The sequence below is a fragment of the Verrucosispora sp. WMMD703 genome, assembly GCF_049178935.1.
GTDB classification, from domain to species: domain Bacteria; phylum Actinomycetota; class Actinomycetes; order Mycobacteriales; family Micromonosporaceae; genus Micromonospora; species Micromonospora sediminimaris.
The window spans coordinates 5,074,799-5,093,872 of sequence record NZ_JBMHMM010000004.1; the positions used below are offsets into that span (position 1 = coordinate 5,074,799).

The 19,074-nt window shown below is 73.4% G+C and carries 15 protein-coding genes; 10 read left to right on the forward strand and 5 right to left on the reverse strand.

Translation table 11 applies throughout. The features are described from left to right. The first annotated feature begins 158 nt into the window (after positions 1-158). On the forward strand, positions 159-4,247 hold the full coding sequence (locus ACN26Z_RS23515; RefSeq protein ID WP_421463447.1) for a WG repeat-containing protein: 4,089 nt from the start codon (positions 159-161) through the stop codon (positions 4,245-4,247). A 177-nt stretch (positions 4,248-4,424) separates the two neighbouring features. Here ACN26Z_RS23515 and ACN26Z_RS23520 read toward each other — a convergent pair whose 3' ends face one another. Beyond that, the gene (locus tag ACN26Z_RS23520) at positions 4,425-4,949 is read right to left on the reverse strand and encodes a quercetin 2,3-dioxygenase (protein WP_421463448.1); all 525 of its coding nucleotides are present in this window, start codon (positions 4,947-4,949) and stop codon (positions 4,425-4,427) included. A gap of 108 nt (positions 4,950-5,057) precedes the next feature. Between ACN26Z_RS23520 and ACN26Z_RS23525 the strand changes: the two genes are divergently transcribed. Further along, positions 5,058-5,723, forward strand: a complete 666-nt coding sequence (locus ACN26Z_RS23525) for a TetR/AcrR family transcriptional regulator (RefSeq protein ID WP_282237362.1) — start codon at positions 5,058-5,060, stop codon at positions 5,721-5,723. A gap of 45 nt (positions 5,724-5,768) precedes the next feature. Further along, the gene (locus ACN26Z_RS23530) at positions 5,769-6,767 is read left to right on the forward strand and encodes an aldo/keto reductase family protein (RefSeq protein WP_093401229.1); all 999 of its coding nucleotides are present in this window, start codon (positions 5,769-5,771) and stop codon (positions 6,765-6,767) included. Positions 6,768-6,828: 61 nt separating this feature from the next. Here the strand turns inward: ACN26Z_RS23530 and ACN26Z_RS23535 are convergent, their stop codons facing one another. Next, entirely contained in the window at positions 6,829-7,620 is a 792-nt protein-coding gene (locus tag ACN26Z_RS23535; RefSeq protein ID WP_093401230.1) for a site-2 protease family protein, read from the reverse strand. Further along, positions 7,620-7,820 carry a hypothetical protein gene (locus tag ACN26Z_RS23540; protein ID WP_421464704.1) on the reverse strand — a complete coding sequence of 67 codons (201 nt, stop codon included), beginning with the start codon at positions 7,818-7,820 and terminating at the stop codon, positions 7,620-7,622. Before ACN26Z_RS23540 ends, ACN26Z_RS23535 begins: the two co-directional genes overlap by 1 nt. A 117-nt stretch (positions 7,821-7,937) precedes the next feature. On the opposite strand from ACN26Z_RS23540, the gene ACN26Z_RS23545 reads away from it, so the two are divergent. The 5 genes from ACN26Z_RS23545 (at position 7,938) to ACN26Z_RS23565 (ending at position 14,002) form a co-directional block, all read left to right on the forward strand. Further along, positions 7,938-9,602 carry a protein kinase domain-containing protein gene (locus ACN26Z_RS23545; RefSeq protein WP_421463449.1) on the forward strand — a complete coding sequence of 555 codons (1,665 nt, stop codon included), beginning with the start codon at positions 7,938-7,940 and terminating at the stop codon, positions 9,600-9,602. A gap of 52 nt (positions 9,603-9,654) precedes the next feature. After that, positions 9,655-9,861 (forward strand): hypothetical protein, encoded by a 207-nt coding sequence (locus tag ACN26Z_RS23550; RefSeq protein ID WP_093401233.1) that lies wholly within the window; start codon positions 9,655-9,657, stop codon positions 9,859-9,861. Positions 9,862-9,935: 74 nt separating this feature from the next. After that, positions 9,936-11,882, forward strand: coding sequence for a bifunctional adenosylcobinamide kinase/adenosylcobinamide-phosphate guanylyltransferase (locus tag ACN26Z_RS23555; RefSeq protein ID WP_282237359.1), 1,947 nt, complete (start codon positions 9,936-9,938; stop codon positions 11,880-11,882). Next, positions 11,872-12,645, forward strand: coding sequence for an adenosylcobinamide-GDP ribazoletransferase (locus ACN26Z_RS23560; RefSeq protein WP_421463450.1), 774 nt, complete (start codon positions 11,872-11,874; stop codon positions 12,643-12,645). Before ACN26Z_RS23555 ends, ACN26Z_RS23560 begins: the two co-directional genes overlap by 11 nt. A 67-nt stretch (positions 12,646-12,712) precedes the next feature. After that, positions 12,713-14,002 carry a DUF2314 domain-containing protein gene (locus tag ACN26Z_RS23565; protein ID WP_421463451.1) on the forward strand — a complete coding sequence of 430 codons (1,290 nt, stop codon included), beginning with the start codon at positions 12,713-12,715 and terminating at the stop codon, positions 14,000-14,002. A gap of 121 nt (positions 14,003-14,123) precedes the next feature. Here ACN26Z_RS23565 and gcvT read toward each other — a convergent pair whose 3' ends face one another. Continuing rightward, entirely contained in the window at positions 14,124-15,248 is a 1,125-nt protein-coding gene (gene gcvT, locus ACN26Z_RS23570; protein WP_421463452.1) for a glycine cleavage system aminomethyltransferase GcvT, read from the reverse strand. 162 nt (positions 15,249-15,410) lie between these two features. Between gcvT and ACN26Z_RS23575 the strand changes: the two genes are divergently transcribed. Continuing rightward, positions 15,411-16,982, forward strand: coding sequence for a leucyl aminopeptidase (locus ACN26Z_RS23575; protein WP_421463453.1), 1,572 nt, complete (start codon positions 15,411-15,413; stop codon positions 16,980-16,982). A 132-nt stretch (positions 16,983-17,114) separates the two neighbouring features. On the opposite strand, the gene ACN26Z_RS23580 is transcribed toward ACN26Z_RS23575, so the two are convergent. Further along, positions 17,115-17,444: a hypothetical protein gene (locus ACN26Z_RS23580; protein ID WP_093401239.1), complete on the reverse strand. Its 330-nt coding sequence runs from the start codon at positions 17,442-17,444 to the stop codon at positions 17,115-17,117. Between the two features lie 179 nt (positions 17,445-17,623). Between ACN26Z_RS23580 and lpdA the strand changes: the two genes are divergently transcribed. Further along, positions 17,624-19,015 (forward strand): dihydrolipoyl dehydrogenase, encoded by a 1,392-nt coding sequence (gene lpdA, locus ACN26Z_RS23585; RefSeq protein WP_282237354.1) that lies wholly within the window; start codon positions 17,624-17,626, stop codon positions 19,013-19,015. Positions 19,016-19,074 lie beyond the last annotated feature (59 nt).

A 19,074-nucleotide genomic window follows, 5' to 3' on the forward strand; every position in this document is an offset into this window, starting at 1 on the left:
GGCGCGACCGTGAGCGAGCGGGCGCCGGCCCTGAGTTCTGGCACGTGCCGGGACGGCGGGCTCGATCGTTGGGGTTACGCCGCACGCGCCCAAGCGTCTTCTGTCGTGACTGGCGCCGCCGCCCGGCGGCGTCCCGGCCGCAGCGACAGGTCCGGCGGATGAGTCGCGGCTACGCCGACCGGTGGCACGATCCCGCGGAGCCATCCTGGGTCGTCGAGCCGACGAGCGAATGGCAGCCGCAGTTCCCTGGCCAGCGTTATCCGGGTGACATCGGCGTCGAGCACCAGCCACCGTCCGCCCGAGGTCGAGCGAGCGCCGTCGGGCGCGCCGAGGTGCCGCCGCTCGCGCCGACCCGACCCGACGGCACGTACGTCGGCCGGTCCTGGGACGACGAGCCGGATGGTTGGCCGGGCCGACACGAGGCACCTGAACGGCGGCCCGCCGACGGCCCCAACGGTTCGTCACCGTACGACCGGTCGGTGCCGCCCGACTCCCGGTCCGAAAGGGCGAGGCCCGACAGACGGCGCTCGCCGTACGGTGAGCCCGCCCGGGGTCGCGACGGGGTCGTCTGGTCGGACTTCGGCCCGCAGGGCACCGGTACCGGCGCACCACCACGACGCGACCAGCGTGACCCGGACCGGTATGTCGATCGACGCGACCAGCGTGAACCCGATCGGTTTCCCGACCCACGCGACCCGGATCGCCGCCGCGACCAGCGCGACCCGGACCGGTACGCGCGACGCGGCCCGGAGCGGCACGCCCGGCAGGAGCCCGAACGGCGTGACCCGGACCGTCGCGACAACCGATACCCGCGACCCGAACCAGAGCGACGTGGCCAGCGCGAGCCCGAGCCGTACCCGGAACGGCCGCGCCGACGCTCCGAGCCGGCTGGCCGCGACGACTACCGGCGCGGCGCGCCGGTGTCCCCGGCCCCCCGTCCGGAACCCGGCTGGGCTGCCGAGGTGGACGAGGAGACGCGCCGGCCCGCCGCCGCACACCGCCCGGTGGAAGGTGCCGACCGCCGGGCGCCTGAAGACGCCTCCCCGCGCCCTCGCTACCAGTGGAGTCACCACCCCGGGCAGCCGACCCGCACCGACGGCCCACTGGTGGACGGCTATCGCACCGACTTCGTCGGCGGCGGCGATCCGGACGCCGCTCCGTACCCGGACGGCTTTGTCGACGACGAACCGATCCCGGCCGCGCCCGACGAATGGGTCCGCCCGGATCCCCGTCGGAGACGCCCGGAACCGCCGACGCCGGATCAGCAGCCGTACGGCGCTCCGTCGCGTGGCGACCTGCCCTGGCCCGCGCCCGGACCGCTGCGGCCGAGCAGCGGACGGGACCATCGCGAGTACCAGCGGCCGAAACCGCAGGAGCCGGAGGCCGACCGGCGACCGACCGGCGCACCTGACGGTCCCGGCCCGGAGCGGTTCGTCGACCGGCCGGCCGCTGCGCTGCCCGACCCCGAACGGCCGGTCTCCGCGGCACCCGACCAGGATCCACGCCGCCGGCACCTGTCGGTGGTGCCGGACCACCCTGTCTCCCCCGCTCCGGAACGGGATCGTCCCGTCTCCCCCGCAGCCGGCCGGGCCCGGCCCGTCTCCCCGGCTCCGCAGCACCCCCAGCCGGAGATCGACCGCCCGCAACGGAGCCGCCCCGCCGCCGCCACTGCCAGGGACCGGAGCGACACCCACCTGCCGGGTCAGGACCGTGGTCCGACCGGGCGACCCGACCGGAACCGGGTCGACCCTCCCGGCCGGGACCGGGACCGGTCCGCCGTCGCCTCCGGCGCCGACCGGGCCCCGACCGGGGAGGCGGTCCGGCCGGCACCCCTGCACCAGCACGAGGTACGTCCCGCGCCGTTGCACGAGCACCAGGTCCGTCCGGCGCCCCTGCACGACCAGCCAGTCGTCGCCTCACCACCACCGGCCCCGGCCCCCTCGGTCGCCGCCGCGCCACCCGTCGCCCCACCACCGACCCACCAACCGGTCTCCGCACCACCCAGCCACCGCCCCGTCTCCGCGCCACCGACCCACCAACCGGTCTCCGCACCACCCAGCGAGCCGGCCGGGCCCACATCGTCGGGGCCGACGTCCGGTGCCGTCACCGACCCGGCATCGGTCGGACCGCCGCCGGTGGGTCGACCCGACCGGGCCGGCGGTGACGCCGGGCTGCCGAGCACACCGGCCGCCCGCCGGCCCACCCGGTACGTCCCACCAGCACCCGAGCCGTCCGCGCCCCCGCCCGCCCGTCCCGCCTCCGACGGCCCGCAGAGCTGGTTCGGGCCCGCCGCCGAGCCGGCAGCCGCGGCACCGGCCACTACCCCGCCACGGGAGCAGCGCGCCGCACCTGGCACCGATCCGCTCGCCGACTCCGTGCCGGCACCGCCCAACCTCCCCGCGTCGGACCGGCCCGCGTCACCGGAGATCGCGCCGCTCGACGACATCGAGGCCCCCGCGCCGCCGGTCTCGGCGCCTCCCGTCTCCGCACCGCCCGCACCCCCGTCCGACCTGCCGGCCTCCACACAGCCAACCTCGGCGTCCCCGGTCCCGGCACCTCCCGTACCGGAGTCGCCGACCCCGACACCGCCGGTTTCCGCGCCGCCGGCGTACGGGTCGTCGGTCTCCGCGCTCCCCGGCGAGCCCGACCTCGACGCGCCGGTTTCCGCCGTGCCGGTGTCGGCACCGCCGGCTGACTCCGCGTCGTCGGAGGACCAGCCTCAGGTCGCGCCCACCGAGCCGGGTACTACCGAGAGCACCGAGGCATCCGTTGACACCATCGAGCCTCCGGTCGACACCCCGCCCGGTGACATCGGTGACGGGAGATCGCCGGGTGATGGTGCTGGCCCGGTCGACGCGACGCTCGCCACCTCCGCCGAAGCCGGCCCACCGGCCGACGGCGAGCAGAGCACCGAGGACGCGGAGGACGACGAGCCCGCACCCGAACCGCCGGCCGATCCCGAACAGGTGTTGGCGAACTTCCGCTGGCGACTCGATCCAGCAACTCTGCGCGAGATCGTGGACGACCCGGAGGAACTGCGGGAGGTCCGGGAGCGGCTCACCGAGAAGCTCGCCTCGGCGCTGGACAACCGGTCTCGGGCTCGGCTGCTGAGTCTGCGCGCGGTGGCCTCGCGGGTCCTCGACGACCTGGACGATGCGCTGGACGACGCCCGGATGGCGCTTACCTACGCCGAGGCGACCGGGGAGTTGCGCCGGGCCGCGCTCGCCCAGGCCCGGTTGGCCCATGTGCTGCGCTGGCGCGGCGAGTTCGCGGAGGCCGACCGGCTGTTCGCGGAGGCCAACTCGATCGAACTACCCGACCGGCTCCGCGCCGCACTGCACGAGCACTCGGCCCGCTGCTGCTACGACCAGGGCCGGCTGATCGAGGCGTGCCATCATTTCGAGCGAGCTCTCGACCTGCGTGGCGAGCAGGACGCCGAGTTGCTGGCCCGGGTCCGGACCGGCCTCGATGCGGTGGCCGCCCGCGCCGAGGAGAGCGGCTTCGGGCCGTACCCGCGTAGTTGGGACGAGGTGTTGGAGCGGGACCGGGCGCCGGTGCCGGCACGCGACGGCGGCCAGGGCCTGTGGGGTTACGCGGACGCGGACGGCGACATGGTGGTGCCCGCCCGGTACGCGGAGGCACAGCCGTTCCGGGAGGGCCTGGCCTGGGTACGCGAACCGCAGAGCGACCGGTGGTCGTTGATCAACCTGGCTGGCGACCCGGTGCTCGGACCGACCTACCTGGCGGCTCGGCCGTTCTCCGACGGCCTGGCCTGGGTGGTACGGGACGAAAGCGGCTGGCACGCCGTCGACACCACGGGTGAGGTCGCGGTACCGCCGGGTTTCGCCGACGTGCGGCCCTTCCACAAGGGCGTGGCGGTGGTACGCCGAGAGGGCTGGGGGGCTGTCGACCGCACCGGAAGAATCGTGGTGCCGACCCGCTACCACGGCTTCCACACCACACTGGCCGACGGTCACTACGTCGACGGCTTCACCGAGGAGGGGCTGGCCGTGGTGGATCTGGCTGGTCGCAAGGGTGTGGTGGACCGTAACGGGCAGGTGATCGTCGCACCGGCGCATCCAGCCTTGTTGATCCACCCGGTCGCCTTCCTGGCCACCAACAGCGCCGGGAACTGGGGTGCGTTGGACCGGCGGGGCGAGTCGTTGATCGACCCGATGTTCCATCACCCGAGCGCGGTCGTCGCCGAGATCGACGGGCTGCTCGCCGACGCCAACCCGGTGCTCTGAAAAGCCTGTTCGAGGAGGCCGTGCCCGACTGCGCCGGCCCGGACGACGACCGTCCGGGCCGTCCGGGCACCACTGTTGTCGGCCAGGATCAGGCCGACGTCTCCCACCGGGCGTGGTGGGGCCGGGCCTGACCGGTCTTGGGGCCCCGCGTCTCGTCCCAGCGGGCGCCGACGGTGGTCACGGCACTGGCCGGGGGGTCGGTTGGTCGGCTTGGCCGGTCGGCTGTTGACCGGGCGGCGGTCCCAGCAGTTCGATCCCGTGCCGCGCGGAGGCGTGACCGAGCGCGGCCGGATCGATCGGCGCCGGGTCCGGCAGCCGACGTTCGAGCGCCGGCACCCCGACGTCGGCGACGTACTCCTCGAAGCCGGCGGGGGTGGTCAGTTGCAGCACCCGCAGCGGTTCGTCCGTCCCGACCACGAAGGTGTGCGGCAGACCCGCCGGCAGCAGCACGAAGTCACCAGGTGCGGCGGCCAGCACCGTGTCGCCGCAGTAGAACGTGGCGGTGCCGGACAGCAGGTAGAACATCTCGTCCTCGACCTGGTGCCGGTGCAGTGGCGGGGCGAATCCGGGCGGGTTGACGAACTCGACAGCGGTGAGCCGGCCGCCGGTCTGCGCACCTGTCGCCTTGACGGTGACCAGATTGCCCAGGAACCAGTACGCCTCCCCCTCGTCGGGGCCGCGGACGAACGGATCGACGGACATGGCGCCTCCCAGGGACGACGAACTTCGCTGGACAACCAACTATTGGATAGCTAGCCCACTATTCGATAGCTGTGAGTATAGTGAATACATTGCTAGTATGACGACGCCATGGATGAAGTCAAGGACGGAAAACCGACCCGGCCGTACCGCTCCCGGATCCGCGAGGAGAACGCCCGCCGCACCCGGCAGGCCGTGGTCGCGGCGGCGACCGACCTCTTCGTCGCGCGGGGCTACACGGCCACGTCGCTGGCCGACGTGGCCGCCGCAGCGGGGGTGGCCAGACCCACCGTGTTCGCCACGTTCGGCGCCAAGGCGGCGCTGCTGCGTCAGGTGCTCGACGAGGCGCTCGCCGGCGACGACGAGCCGGTGCCGGTGGCGCAACGCCCCTGGTACCAGCCGGTCTGGGAGGCCACCACCGGGGGCGAGGTGCTCGATGCGTACGCCGGGGTCTGCACCATGATCGGCGGGCGGACCGCCCGGGTGTTCGAGACCGTCCGCCGCGCCGCCGACAGCAGCCCCGAGGTGGCCGAGGTCTGGCAGACGCTGCTACGCAACCGGCGGCTCGGCGCCACGATGGTGGTCGAGCGGGTGTGCGCCCTGGGTGGGCCGCTGCGCCAGGGCGCCGACGTCGAGGCTGCCATCGACGAGGTGTGGTTCTACAACGACCCGGCGCACTACGGCGCGCTGGTGCTGGAGCGTGGCTGGCACGAGGAGACCTTCCGGCAGTGGCTCGGCCGCAGCCTGCGCCATGCGCTGCTGTCGGACCCCGACTGATCACCGTCTCCTGCCGGGCGCATCAGGGCGGGCTAGGGTCAGAGCATGGAATTCCGACACCTGGGCCGCTCCGGCCTCATGGTCAGTGAGATCTCGTACGGCAACTGGATCACCCACGGTTCGCAGGTCGAGGAGGAAGCGGCGTTCGCCTGCGTGCGAGCCGCCCTCGACGCCGGCATCACCACCTTCGACACCGCCGACGTGTACGCCGGCACCCGCGCCGAGGACGTTCTCGGCCGGGCGCTTCAGCAGGAGCGGCGCGAGGGTCTGGAGATCTTCACCAAGGTGTACTGGCCCACCGGGCCGGGCCGCAACGACCGGGGCCTGTCCCGGAAGCACATCATGGAGTCGATCAACGGATCGCTGCGCCGGCTGCGTACCGACTACGTGGACCTCTACCAGGCCCACCGGTACGACTACAGCACCCCGCTGGAGGAGACGATGGAGGCGTTCGCCGACGTCGTGCACTCCGGCAAGGCGCACTACATCGGCGTCTCCGAGTGGAAGGCATCGCAGATCCGCGAGGCGCACGGCCTCGCCCGGGAGCTGCGCATCCCGCTGGTGTCCAGCCAGCCGCAGTACTCGATGCTCTGGCGGGTCATCGAGAGCGAGGTCATCCCCACCAGCGAAGAGCTGGGCCTCGGGCAGATCGTCTGGTCGCCGATGGCCCAGGGCGTGCTCTCCGGCAAGTACCTTCCCGGCCAGCCGCCGCCGTCCGGTTCCCGGGCCACCGACGAGAAGTCCGGCGCGGGCTTCATCGCGAAGTGGCTGACCGACGACGTGCTGACCCGGGTGCAGCAGCTCAAGCCGCTGGCCGACCAGGCCGGGCTGACCATGCCCCAGCTGGCCATCGCCTGGGTGCTGCAGAACCCTAACGTGTCCTCGGCCATCATCGGGGCGTCGCGCCCCGAGCAGGTGCACGACAACGTCAAGGCGGCCGGCGTGAAGCTCGACGCCGGCCTGCTCAAGGCGATCGACGAGATCGTCGACCCGGTCACCGAGCGGGACCCGGCGCGCACCGAGTCGCCGGCCGAACGGCCCTGACCCCACCCGGCCCGGCCGGCGTACCGCACGTCGGCCGGGCGGACGGGCCGCCCGAGCCTGCTCAGCCCTGCCAGAAGCGGATCAGGTCCAGACCGGTCGCGTACAGCCAGGGCGGCAGGCCGAGCGCGTCGCCGACGGCGAAGACGGCGGTGAAGAACCAGCCGCCGATCGTCGGGTTCCACAGCAACGCGAAGAGCAGGATGAACCCGTACGGCGCGAACAGGTCGTACATCCGCCGGTACTGCGGCGTCAGCCACGGCTGGATCATGTTGCCGCCGTCCAGGCCGGGCACCGGCAGCAGGTTGAGCAGGCTGGCGGTGATCTGCAGGAAGGCCAGCAGGGCCACCGCCGCCCAGAACTCCACCGGCCCACCGCCGCCCGCACCGAGCCGCAGCACCACCACCAGCACGAGCGCGAACAGCACGTTGGTGGCGGGCCCGGCGAGACTGACCAGGGTGTGCCGTAACCGCCCCGGAATGACGTGCCGGTCGACCCAGACGGCACCACCGGGCAGGCCGATCCCGCCGAGGAGTACCACCACCACCGGCAGCGCGATGGACAGCAACGGGTGGCTGTACTTCAACGGGTTCAACGTCAGGTAGCCGCGGTGGGCCACCCCCCGGTCACCGCTGCGGTACGCGACCACGGCGTGGGCGTACTCGTGCAGGCACAACGAGACCAGCCAGCCGCAGACGACGAAGCCGAACACGGTGAGCCGGACGTTTCCGATCCCGTGCCAGGTCAATACGGCGCTGGTCACCAGCAGGGCGACCAGCGCCAGGAAGACCGGGCTGGGTCGGAAGGCCGCCCGGGGCACCCCGAGCACCAACGGCTCGGAGTCCCTGGGTGTCATCACTCGGCCACGGGCTGCAGGCTCATCCGGTACTCCACCCGATCGTCTTCCAGGAGCGCGACCGTGGTGACGCCGGACGCCGCGAGTTCCCGCCAGGTCTGACCGATCCAGGACTCGGCATCCGCCTGGCTGCCAAACGACTCGGCCGGCCCGTCGACCGACTCGCCGTTCGCGCCCTCGTACCGCCAGCTCCACGCCATGTGCGCGTCTCCCCTCGCCGCTGCTGCCCCCATGGGACGGACCTCCGCCAGCGTAGTCGTACCGCACGGCCGACGACCGGGCCACGGGCGTCGATCGGCGGCCGGTACCGTGGCCCGGTGCTGACTCAAGGGGGCGTGCTCAGCGGACGGTACCGGCTGGGCGAGCGGGTGGCGACCGGTGGGATGGGCGCGGTCTGGCGGGCGACGGACCTGCTGCTGGGCCGCGAGGTGGCGGTGAAGGTGCTGTTGCCGGCGTTGACCGTCGAACCCGAGTTCACCACCCGCTTCCGGGCCGAGGCACGGATGCTTGCCGCGCTGCGGCACCCCGGGGTGGTCGCGGTGCACGACGTCGGCCAGGCCACACTCGCCGACGGCAGCCGGGTGGACTACCTGGTGATGGAGTACGTCGAGGGCGAGCCGTTGAGCGCCCGGTTGCGCCGGCTGGGCCGACTGGACCCGGCCACCACCATGTCCGTCGTGGCCCAGACCGCCGAGGCGCTGCACACCGCCCACCTCGCCGGCATCGTGCACCGGGACGTGAAACCCGGCAACCTCCTGGTCAAGGCGGACGGCCAGGTGGTGCTTGTGGACTTCGGCATCGCCCGCTCCGGCACCACGGCCGGGATCACCGCCGCCCACACGGTGCTCGGCACCGCCTCGTTCATGTCCCCCGAGCAGGCCGGCGGCCAGCCGATCTCCGGGCTGAGCGACATCTACGCGCTCGGTGCCGTGGCGTACCTCTGCCTCGCCGGCCGACCTCCGTTCGTCGGGGACAACCCGCTCGACGTGGCCCTGCGGCGACTGCGGGAAGAGCCACCGCCGCTCCCGCCGGACGTTCCCCCGCCGGTAGCCGAACTGGTGTTCAGAGCCATGGCCAGGCAGCCCGGCGACCGGCACGCCAGCGCGGCGGACCTGGCCGCCGCTGCCCGCTCCAGCGCGCCGGAGCAGGCCCCACCTCCCGGGCCGAGCGGCTTCGCGGTGCCGCCGCCGGCTGCGCATCCGGGGCAGGGTGGCCTGGCCATGGCCGCGCCGGTCGGGGCCGGATCCGGTACCGGGGCGGTCACCGTGGCGAGCGCCCCGACGCATCCGGACGGTGGCCGGCGGTTCGGCGCACCCGCCATGGTGACCGCGGTGGCCGGTGTCGTGATCGTCGCCGCGGCGGGGGTGGCGCTCGCAGTGGTGTCGCAGCCGGACGCCGAAGGCGCCGACCCTCCGGTTGCCGCGTCCGCGCCGGACGCGGCGGGACTGGTGACCGCCGGCGAGACCGGCGCGCAGGGCACGGGTGAGCGGTCGGCGAGCCGGTCACCGACAGCCTCCGTACCGGCGACGAAGGGCTCGTCGCCGGCACCGGGGCGCGACGACGCCGGGGCGGTCACCCCGCAACCGACCCGTTCCGCTTCGCCTTCGCCCCGGCCGAGCGCCACACCCAGCAGCGGCGAGCGGGCGAACCCCTACACCGCCACCCAGGCGTGCGGCAGCGGCTACCGGCTGATCAACTCGGCGCCGTTGACCGCGGACGGTCGCCGGCAGGCCACCGTCCACCTGCTCTACCACGCGGGCACCGGCTCGAACTGCGTGGTGACGCTGAAGGAGAGCGCGGTCGGCGCGCAGACGGCGGTCTCGGCCTTCCTGGAGGTTCGCGGACGCGGGCGGTCTACCGACGACGGCTCGTTCCGCTACTACGCCGGCCCGGTGCGGGCCGAGGCGGCCGGCACCTGCGTCAAGTGGGGCGGTTCCGCCGGTGGCGCCAGCTACAGCAGCCCCTTCGAGCACTGCGACTGAGCCTGCCGTGGCCGGGTATGTGTTTCGGGAACCCGACGCACAGGAGGCGACAATGACGACACCGATCCCGCAGATGGACACGGCGGAACTGCGCGACATCGCGGTGCGCGGCGGAATCGAAGGGGCGCGGGAGATGGACCGGAACGAACTGATCGACGCCCTGCAGGCCCGCCCCGGTGAGGGTGCCTGGCAGGAGGATCCGAAGCCGGCGAACGTCAACCCCAACGACTTCCGGTACCAGGCCCCCGAGCGACACTGACCGCGTCGCGGGGCGGCGGTACGGTGCCGCACCTGCGGTGCCCCGGCCGCCCCGCTGGACGTAAGGTACGCAGCATGTCCCAAGACGGGTGGAACACGCTTCTGGTCCTCGGTGGCATCCGGTCCGGCAAGTCGGAGTTCGCCGAGTCCCTGGTAGCCGACGCGCCCACGGTCCGCTACCTGGCCACCGCCGCCGACCCGGGTGACGACCCCGAGTGGGCCGCGCGACTCGCCGCGCACCGCGCCCGCCGGCCCGAGACCTGGAGCACGGAGGAGACCGCGACCGACCCGCGTCGTCTCGCGGACGTGATCTCCAACGCCCGGCCGGAGGAGACGCTGCTCGTCGACGACCTCGGTGGCTGGGTGACCGTGCTGCTCGACCCGGCTCACCAGCCGGCCGACGACACCGCCACCGTCGACGAGCTGGCCGCGGCCGTGCGGTCCTGCGCCGCCCGGCTGGTGCTGGTCAGTCCCGAGGTCGGGCTCTCCCTGGTACCCACCACACCGCTGGGCCGGGCCTTCACCGACGCCCTCGGCGCGGTCAACCGCGCCGTCGCCGACGCCTGCGACACGGTGGTCCTGGTGGTCGCCGGCCAGCCGTGCTGGTTGAAGCCCGCCGTCGTCCAGCCCGCCGTCGGCCACCCCACCCAGGCCGACTCGGCGACGGCCACTCCCGCCCCGATTGCTGCGACGGTGTCCGCCCAGAACGGCCCGACCGCCGCCACGGTGCCCGCACAGGCCGGTCCGACCGGCCAGTCGCCCGTCGGCCCCGATGGTCCGCCGCTGCCCGGCTCACCGCCAGTGACCACCCCGCAGGTGCCCGCCGAAACCAACTCCGACGTTGGCGGCACCGGCTGGACCGCGCCCACCATGGCGCTCCCGGCGGCCGCGACCGGCCTGGTCATCCAGCCCGGCATGGAACTGCCCATGCCCGACGAGTACACCGGACCGCAGGCCGTCGAGCGGCTGGCGGGCCTGGACGTGCCGGGCACCGGGCTCGGTGCGCTGGAGCAGGTGATCTCGTTCGCCGCCGCCACCCAGGGCACCCCCACCCCCACGCCGTGGCGGTCGGTGCGGGTGCTGGTGGTGCACGGCGACCACGCCGGCGGGGTCGCCGCCGGCACGGTGACCGGTGAATCGGACCGGCGGGCCGAGCAGGCCCGGGCCGGTCAGGGTGTGCTCGCCCGGCTGGCCGCCGAGAGCGGCGCGAGCCTCCAGGTGGTGGACGCGCCCGCCGCCGCACCCATCGAGCACGGCCCGGCGCTCGACCCCGAGCAGGTGGACTCGGCCCTGCGCTACGGCTGGCGGCTGGCCGAGGAGGCGGCGGATGCCGGCGTACAGCTGCTGGTGCTGGCCGCGTGCGGGGCCGGCGCGGAGGCCACGGCCGCGGCGGTGCTGGCCGCGACCGCCGGCGCCGAACCGCCCGCAGTGCTCGCCCGGGTGGTCACCTCGGGTGGCGAGATCGACGACGTGGCCTGGATGGCCCGCTGCGCCGCGGTCCGCGACGCCCTGCACCGCACCCGTCGTTCCTCCCGGGACGCCGCGAACGTGCTCGCCGAGCTGGGCGGCGGGGACATCGCCGTCGCCACCGGCATCCTGCTGGGTGCGACCGCCCGCCGGCTGCCGGTGCTGCTGGACGGGCCGGTCGGGGTGGCCTCCGCGCTGATCAGTCGGGACCTGGCCGGGCAGGCCCGGCACTGGTGCCTGCTGGCCGACGACGGCGGGCATCCGGCCGTCCGGCTGGCCGCCGACGTGCTCGGCCTGGACCCGTTGACCCAGCTGCGGCTCGACCTCGGCGAGGGGGCGAACGCGCTCACCCTGCTGCCGCTGCTGCGCTCGGCGCTGGCGCTGTCCGCCGCGCTGCCGGCCCGCCCCGAGGGCGACGACAGCGAGGGCGGCGAGGTGGACCCCGTCGAGGAGGCGGAGCCCGACTTCCACGAGCCGGAACCCGAGGGGCCCGGCCCGACCACCACCACGCCGGCCGCCGAGCCGGCGGAGACCTCCGCCGCACGTGCCGGCTGAGCCCCGGCTCGGCGACGGGGCGCGGCTGGCACTGACCACCCTCACCATCCTGCCGCTGCGCGTCGGCCGGATCGACCGGGCCACCGCCGGTACGGCGATGACGCTCGCCCCGGCGGTCGGCGTGCTGCTCGGGGTGCCGCTGGCCGGCGTACTGCTGCTGCTGGACGCCGGCACCGCGCCGCTGGTCGCCGCCGGGGTGACCGTCGCGGTGGCCGCCCTGCTCACCCGGGGGCTGCACCTGGACGGGCTGGCCGACACCGTGGACGCGCTCGGGTCGTACCGGAGCGGACCGGCCGCTCTGGAGATCATGAAGAAGCCCGACGTGGGGCCCTTCGGCGTGGTCGCTCTGGTCCTCGTCCTGCTGGTGCAGGCCGCGGCGCTGGCCGAGCTGGCCGGTCGGTCCCGTCCGGCGGTGTTCGCGGCCGTGCTGACGGCCACCGCCGCGGGGCGGCTCGGAGTGACGCTGGCCTGCCGCCGTGGGGTGCCGGCGGCGCGCCCCGAAGGGCTGGGTGCGCTGGTCGCCGGCAGCGTCGGACCGATGGCGCTGGGCATCGCCACCGTCGCCGTGGCGCTGCTGGCGATCGCGGCGGTGCCGCACCGGCCGTGGCAGGGCCCGCTGGCCGTCCTGACGGCGCTCGCCGTCGCGGCCGGGCTGCTGCGACACGTGGTACGCCGGCTCGGCGGGATCACCGGAGACGTGCTCGGTGCCGTCGTCGAGCTGGTCACCACGCTCGTCTACCTGGGTCTGGTGCTGTCCGCCTGAGTCGATGGCTCGGCGCCGGGTAGCGTACCTGCGACGACAGCACCGGCGCGGCCACCCGGGGGACGACATGCTCATCACCGACGACTTCCTGCCCGTTCCGGTCCCGGAGTCGCTCAGCGCGACCTACCTGGTGCCGACGGTGGGGCTGCCGTCGGTGACCGCCCGCACGGCCGTCGGGAAGTTGGCCGGCCGCCTCGCCGAACCGGTGTACGGGCTGGCCCGGCAGATGCTGGACAGTCCGCTGATGAGCGTCGACATCCGGCCGGTCGGCGAGTTTCCCGAGCTGCCGCCGGACCTGCTCACCGCCTTCGGGGCCAGCGAGGCGCAGCTGGACCGGCTCGCCGCGGCGACCCACCTGGTGGTGGTGCAGGCGGAGTACCGGCCGGGTTGGCCGCCCGCCCACGAGTGGGCCGCCCGGGCGGTGGCCGCGGCGGTCGCCGAGGCAGTGGGTGGCGACGTGGTGGACGTCTTCGGCCTGCAGTTCCTGGACCCGGCCGCGGCGCTGCGCTCGCTGCCCGACGCGCAGGGTCGGGTCCGGCTGGTCGACTGGGTGCTGGTGCCCTACTCGTCGGACGCCGAGGGGCTCTGGTTCACCACCAAGGGACTGCGCCGCTTCGGCCTGCTGGAGTTGCAGACCCAGGGGGTACCCGACCATCTCACCCGGGCCTGGGGCGCGGTGATGACCGGTGCCGCCCGACGCCTGCTGAGGGACTGGACCGACGGGCTGGCCGGCGACGACGTCCCGGCGTTCGTCCAGCTACCGGTGCTGGCCACGGTGACCGGGCACGACATCGCGGTGGCGTACGGCAATCCGGAGCAGCACGGGGCGACCGCGCCGGTGCTGCTGCGCCTGGAGCTGGACCCGGCCACCGACCCGGACGCCGACTCCTTCCTCAGCCTGCGCCCGCCGGCCGGCCATCCCGGTCCGGCCGGGCGGTACTTCGCCAACGCCTGCGCCACCCTCTTCTCCGGGATCCAACCCGACGTGCGGTACGCCCGCACCGGTGACGCGATGAGCCGGGCGATCGCCACCGCCCGCGCCGGGCTGGCGGACATCCGGGCCCGGTTCCGCGACGGTCAGCTGCCACCGGAGACGCAGCTGGTGGTCAAGTACGGGCTGCCGGGCGACGACGGCCCCGAGTACGTCTGGGCCGGCGTGACGGACTGGGACACCCCGGACCGGATCGTCGGGGCCAGCGCCAGCGACGCCAACACCGACCCCACCGTACGAATCGGCTCCCCCGTCGTGGTGGAGGTCGCCGACATCGTCGACTGGGCCGTCCTCGGCACCAGCGGCGTCATCGAGGGCGGCTGGACCCAAGCCGTCCTAGACGCCGGCCAACCCCCCACCCCCTGACCTTCACCCCCACCCCCTGACCTTCGCGTTGATCAAGAAGTTTGCGTCAGGTTCCGTGCTGCACGGCGACGCAAACTTCTTGATCAACGCGGTTCTGCCGGGGTGGGTGGGTGGGTGGGGGTTATTTGACGGAGGGGTGGATGAAGGGGGGGCGGGTTAGGTGGGCGGGGGTGCGGCGGTTGCGGATGTCCACGTGCAGCTCGGCGCCGTCGGGCAGGGCGGGGGCGGTGTCGATCAGGGCGAGGGCGATGCCCTGCTTCAGCGTGGGGCTGAAGGTGCCGCTGGTGACGGTGCCGACCCGGGTGTCGCCCGCGTACACCGGCATGCCGGGGCGGGGAATGCCGCGCTCGACGGCGACCAGGCCGCGCAGCGTACGCGCCGGACCGGCGGCCTTCTCCGCGACCAACACGTCGCGGCCCCAGAAGGCCGGCTTGTCCCAGCCGACCGCCCAACCGGAGCGGGCCTGCACCGGCGTGATCTCCAGCGAGAGATCCTGCCCGTGCAGTGGGTACCCCATCTCGGTGCGCAGCGTGTCCCGGGCGGCGAGCCCGCACGCCTGCGGCGCCGGCTCGGCGGCGAACAACGCGTCCCACACCGCGACCGCGTCGCCGGCCGGGACCACCAACTCGTAGCCCAGTTCGCCGGTGTAGCCGGTACGGCACACGGTCAGCTCGACGGGGCCGAGCGTCGCCCGGGTGAAACTCATGTACCCGTGCTCGGTGGGGAGACCCAGATCGCTCAGCAGTTCCGCCGACCGGGGCCCCTGCACGGCCAGTACGGCGTACCCCTCGTGTTCGTCGGTGATGGTGACCTGCGGTGGCCCGGCGGCGCGCAGCCGGCGTACCACCTCGGCGCTGTTCGCCGCGTTCGGGATGAGGAAGACGTGGTCGTCGGCGTGCAGGTAGGCGATGATGTCGTCCACCACCCCACCGGTCGCCTCGTCGCAGCAGAGGGTGTACTGCGCCCGGCCGGGCCCGATGCGGCCCAGGTCGTTGCTGAGGCAGGTGTTGACGAACTCCGCCGCCCCCGGCCCGGTCACCCGCACCTTGCCCAGGTGTGACACGTCGAACACGCCGACATCGGTACGCACCGCGGTGTGCTCGCGCAACACCCCGCCGCCGGCGTACTCCAGGGGCATCTCCCAGCCGCCGAACGGAGCGAACTTGGCGCCGAGCGCGGTGTGCCGGCCGGCCAGCGGGGAACGACGCAGCCGGGTCGCGGCGGCGTCGGTGGTCACCTCGGTCATGGGTGGCAACTTACCGGGACGCACCGGGCTGGTTAGCATCGGCGGGACCGCCGGATGACCCGGCGGGGCAGCAATGACGTCCGGCGGGTAATCATCCGTCGGGGAACTCCATCGCCGGTACGCCACCACGCGACCGGCCCGGCCCGCCCGGGAGCAGCCTCCGTGACATCGCCCAGCACCACCCTGAGCCTGGTCGACACCGACCCCGCCGAGCTCGCCGTCGACGCGATCGTGATCGGCGTGCACAGTACGACCGGCGAGCAGGACGCCACCAGCGGCCTCGCCGGCACCCTGCTGCTCGCCAGCGGCGCCGAGAGCATCGCCGCCGCCTTCGACGGCAAGCTGACCGAGACGCTGGCACTGCTCGGCGCGACCGGCGGCCCGGGTGAGGTGATCAAGTTGGCGACGCTGGGCACCGTCAGCGCGCCGGTGCTCGCCGCCGTCGGCCTCGGCCCGGAGCCCAGTGGTGCGGCACCCGCCCCGGAGACGCTGCGCCGGGCGGCGGGCGCCGCCGTGCGTGCCCTGGCCGGCGCGGCCCGCGTGGCGATGACGCTGCCGCTGCCGGACGACGCCGACGCCGCCGACGCGCTGCGCGCGGTCGCCGAGGGCGCGCTGCTGGGCGGTTACCGTTTCGCCGGGTACAAGACCCGTCCGCAGCCGACCCGCCGCGAGCCGGTCGCCGAGGTGCTGGTGGCCGTGCCGGACGCTGCGGACGCAGCAGCACAGGCCGAGGTGGTCCGGGCACAGACGGTGGCCGGTGCGGTCCGGCGTACCCGCGACTGGGTCAACATCGCCCCGAACGAGCTGCGCCCGCCGGCCTTCGCCGACGCGGTCGCCGAGGCGGGTCGGGCGGCCGGTCTCGACGTCGAGGTGCTCGACGAGGTCGCTCTGCGCGAGGGCGGGTACGGCGGCATCATCGCCGTCGGTCAGGGCTCGGAGGCCCCACCGCGACTGGTCAAGTTGATCTACACCCCGGACGGTGGCGGCACCGGTAAGCGGGTCGCCCTGGTCGGCAAGGGCATCACCTTCGACACCGGTGGCATCTCGATCAAGCCGGCCCAGGGCATGTGGGAGATGAAGTCCGACATGGCCGGGGCGGCGGCGGTGGCGGCCACCATGCTGGCGGTGGCCGAGCTGAAGCCGTCCGTGGCGGTGACCGGTTACGTGCCGATGGCGGAGAACATGCCGTCCGGGACCTCGTACCGGCCCGGCGATGTGGTCACCATGTTCAACGGCAAGAAGGTGGAGGTGCTCAACACCGACGCCGAGGGCCGGATGATCCTCGGTGACGCGATGGCCCGGGCCTGCGCCGACGGCTGCGACTACCTGTTCGAGACCTCCACCCTGACCGGCGGTCAGGTCGTCTCGCTGGGCAAGCGGATCTCCGGCGTGATGGGTACCGCCGAGCTGTGCGAGCGGGTCCGCGGTGCCGGTGACGCGGTCGGCGAGCCCGCCTGGCCGATGCCGCTGCCGGACGACGTGCGCAAGGGCATGGACTCCGACGTCGCCGACATCTCTCAGGTCAACGCGGGCATGGACCGGGCCGGTCACATGCTCCAGGGCGGGGTCTTCCTGCGTGAGTTCGTCACCGACGACGTCGCCTGGGCGCACATCGACATCGCCGGCCCCTCGTACCACGCAGGCGAGGCGACCGGCTACTGGACCAAGGGCGGCACCGGCGTCCCGGTCCGCACCCTGCTGCACCTGATCGACGACGTGGCCGCCAACGGCTGAGCCCCGCGCGGGCTGCGCGGGCTGCGCAGGTTTCGATCAGTTTCGGGGAAGTTGTTGTGTCCACGCGCCGGGAGGCAGCAACTTCCCCGAAACTGCTGCCTCCCCGGCGCGGGCGCGGGGCGCGGGAGCGGGTCAGTACTGCTCGGGGCGGCGTTTGCGGCGCTCGTTGTAGTCGCGCATGCGTTGGGGGTAGCCCATCAGCGCCACGTCGTAGATCGGGATGCTCAGCCGGTACGCGAACCGCCGCGCGCCGTCCGGTCCGTCGATCCGGCGTCGGGTCCACTCGCCGTCGTCGGCGATGAGGATCACCGTGGTCTCGGTGACTGTGGTACGCGGTTCGATGTACGCCTCGACGCCCTTACGGGTACGGACGAAGTTCTCAAGGTGCTCCAGATCGGCACGATTGGCCGTACGGTCAGGGTCAGCCGCGCGTGGTCGCTTGCTTCGCCGGAACAGTCCCACCGAGCCGTCTCCCCAGTCGTGGCGTATCGAAGGCAGAGCCAAGGGTACGTGGCGGCAACGTGTCGTTGGGCACCTCGGTACGCGGGTGCGACGCGGTGGTGACAAGATGGCCGAGGTGGGGTGTGTCCGTGTTACCCCGCCGTGACCCCCGATGCAGCGAAGCGACCTGGGAGTTGGACGTGAGCGAGCCGAACGACGCAACCTTCGACATCGTCATCCTCGGAGGTGGTAGCGGCGGTTACGCGACCGCACTGCGCGCCACCCAGTTGGGCCTTTCCGTGGCACTGGTCGAGAAGGGCAAGCTCGGCGGCACCTGCCTGCACAACGGCTGCATCCCGACCAAGGCGCTGCTGCACGCGGCCGAGATCGCCGACCAGACCCGCGAGTCGGAGCAGTTCGGTATCAAGGCCGAGCTGGTCGGCATCGACATGGCGGGGGTCAACTCGTACAAGGACGGCGTGATCTCGCGGCTCTACAAGGGCCTGCAGGGCATGCTCAAGGGCAACAAGTCGATCACGATCGTGGAGGGGCACGGCAAGCTTGTCGCGCCGAACGCGGTCGAGGTGGACGGCAAGCGGTACACCGGCCGCAACGTGGTGCTGGCCTCCGGGTCGTACGCCAAGAGCCTGCCGGGCCTGGAGATCGACGGCGAGCGGGTCATCACCAGCGACCACGCCCTGACCCTGGACCGGGTCCCCGCCTCGGCGATCGTGCTCGGCGGCGGCGTGATCGGCGTCGAGTTCGCCAGCGTGTGGAAGTCCTTCGGAGTGGACGTGACGATCGTCGAGGCGCTGCCCCGGCTGGTCGCCGCCGAGGACGAGGAGTCGTCGAAGGCGCTGGAGCGGGCCTTCCGCAAGCGGAAGATCAACTTTAAGGTCGGCAAGCCGTTCGAGAAGGTCGAGAAGACCGACAACGGCGTGAAGGTGACAATCGCCGGCGGCGACACCGTCGAGGCCGAGCTGCTGCTGGTCGCGGTCGGCCGGGGCCCGAACACCGCCGACCTCGGCTACGAGGAGCAGGGCGTGAAGATGGACCGGGGCTACGTGCTGACCGACGAGCGGCTGCGCACGAACGTGCCGAACGTCTACGCCGTGGGCGACATCGTGCCCGGTCTCCAGCTCGCCCATCGCGGTTTCCAGCAGGGCATCTTCGTCGCCGAGGAGATCGCCGGCCAGAACCCGGCGGTGATCGACGAGGCGGGCATCCCCCGGGTCACCTACAGCGACCCGGAGCTGGCGTCGGTCGGGCTCACCGAGGCGAAGGCCAAGGAGCAGTACGGCGCTGACAAGGTCAAGACCTACAACTACAACCTCGGCGGCAACGGCAAGAGCCAGATCCTCAAGACGGCCGGTTTCGTGAAGCTGGTGCGGGTCGAGGACGGTCCGGTGGTCGGCGTGCACATGGTCGGCGCGCGGGTCGGCGAGCTGGTCGGCGAGGCGCAGCTGATCTACAACTGGGAGGCGTACCCGGGCGAGGTGGCGCAGCTCGTGCACGCCCACCCGACGCAGAACGAGGCCCTGGGCGAGGCGCACCTCGCGCTCGCCGGCAAGCCGCTGCACGCGCACGCCTGACCACGACGTACCCGCGGCGTCCGGCGACGGGCGGCGCTCCCCCCACCAGGGAAATGAAG

Bases quoted from the DNA above. Each gene is read 5' to 3' on its own strand.
- ACN26Z_RS23515 (WP_421463447.1), top strand. From the start codon at position 159: ATGAGTCGCGGCTACGCCGACCGGTGGCACGATCCCGCGGAGCCATCC.
- ACN26Z_RS23520 (WP_421463448.1), bottom strand. From the start codon at position 4,949: ATGTCCGTCGATCCGTTCGTCCGCGGCCCCGACGAGGGGGAGGCGTAC.
- ACN26Z_RS23525 (WP_282237362.1), top strand. From the start codon at position 5,058: ATGGATGAAGTCAAGGACGGAAAACCGACCCGGCCGTACCGCTCCCGG.
- ACN26Z_RS23530 (WP_093401229.1), top strand. From the start codon at position 5,769: ATGGAATTCCGACACCTGGGCCGCTCCGGCCTCATGGTCAGTGAGATC.
- ACN26Z_RS23535 (WP_093401230.1), bottom strand. From the start codon at position 7,620: ATGACACCCAGGGACTCCGAGCCGTTGGTGCTCGGGGTGCCCCGGGCG.
- ACN26Z_RS23540 (WP_421464704.1), bottom strand. From the start codon at position 7,820: ATGGCGTGGAGCTGGCGGTACGAGGGCGCGAACGGCGAGTCGGTCGAC.
- ACN26Z_RS23550 (WP_093401233.1), top strand. From the start codon at position 9,655: ATGACGACACCGATCCCGCAGATGGACACGGCGGAACTGCGCGACATC.
- ACN26Z_RS23555 (WP_282237359.1), top strand. From the start codon at position 9,936: ATGTCCCAAGACGGGTGGAACACGCTTCTGGTCCTCGGTGGCATCCGG.
- ACN26Z_RS23565 (WP_421463451.1), top strand. From the start codon at position 12,713: ATGCTCATCACCGACGACTTCCTGCCCGTTCCGGTCCCGGAGTCGCTC.
- gcvT (WP_421463452.1), bottom strand. From the start codon at position 15,248: ATGACCGAGGTGACCACCGACGCCGCCGCGACCCGGCTGCGTCGTTCC.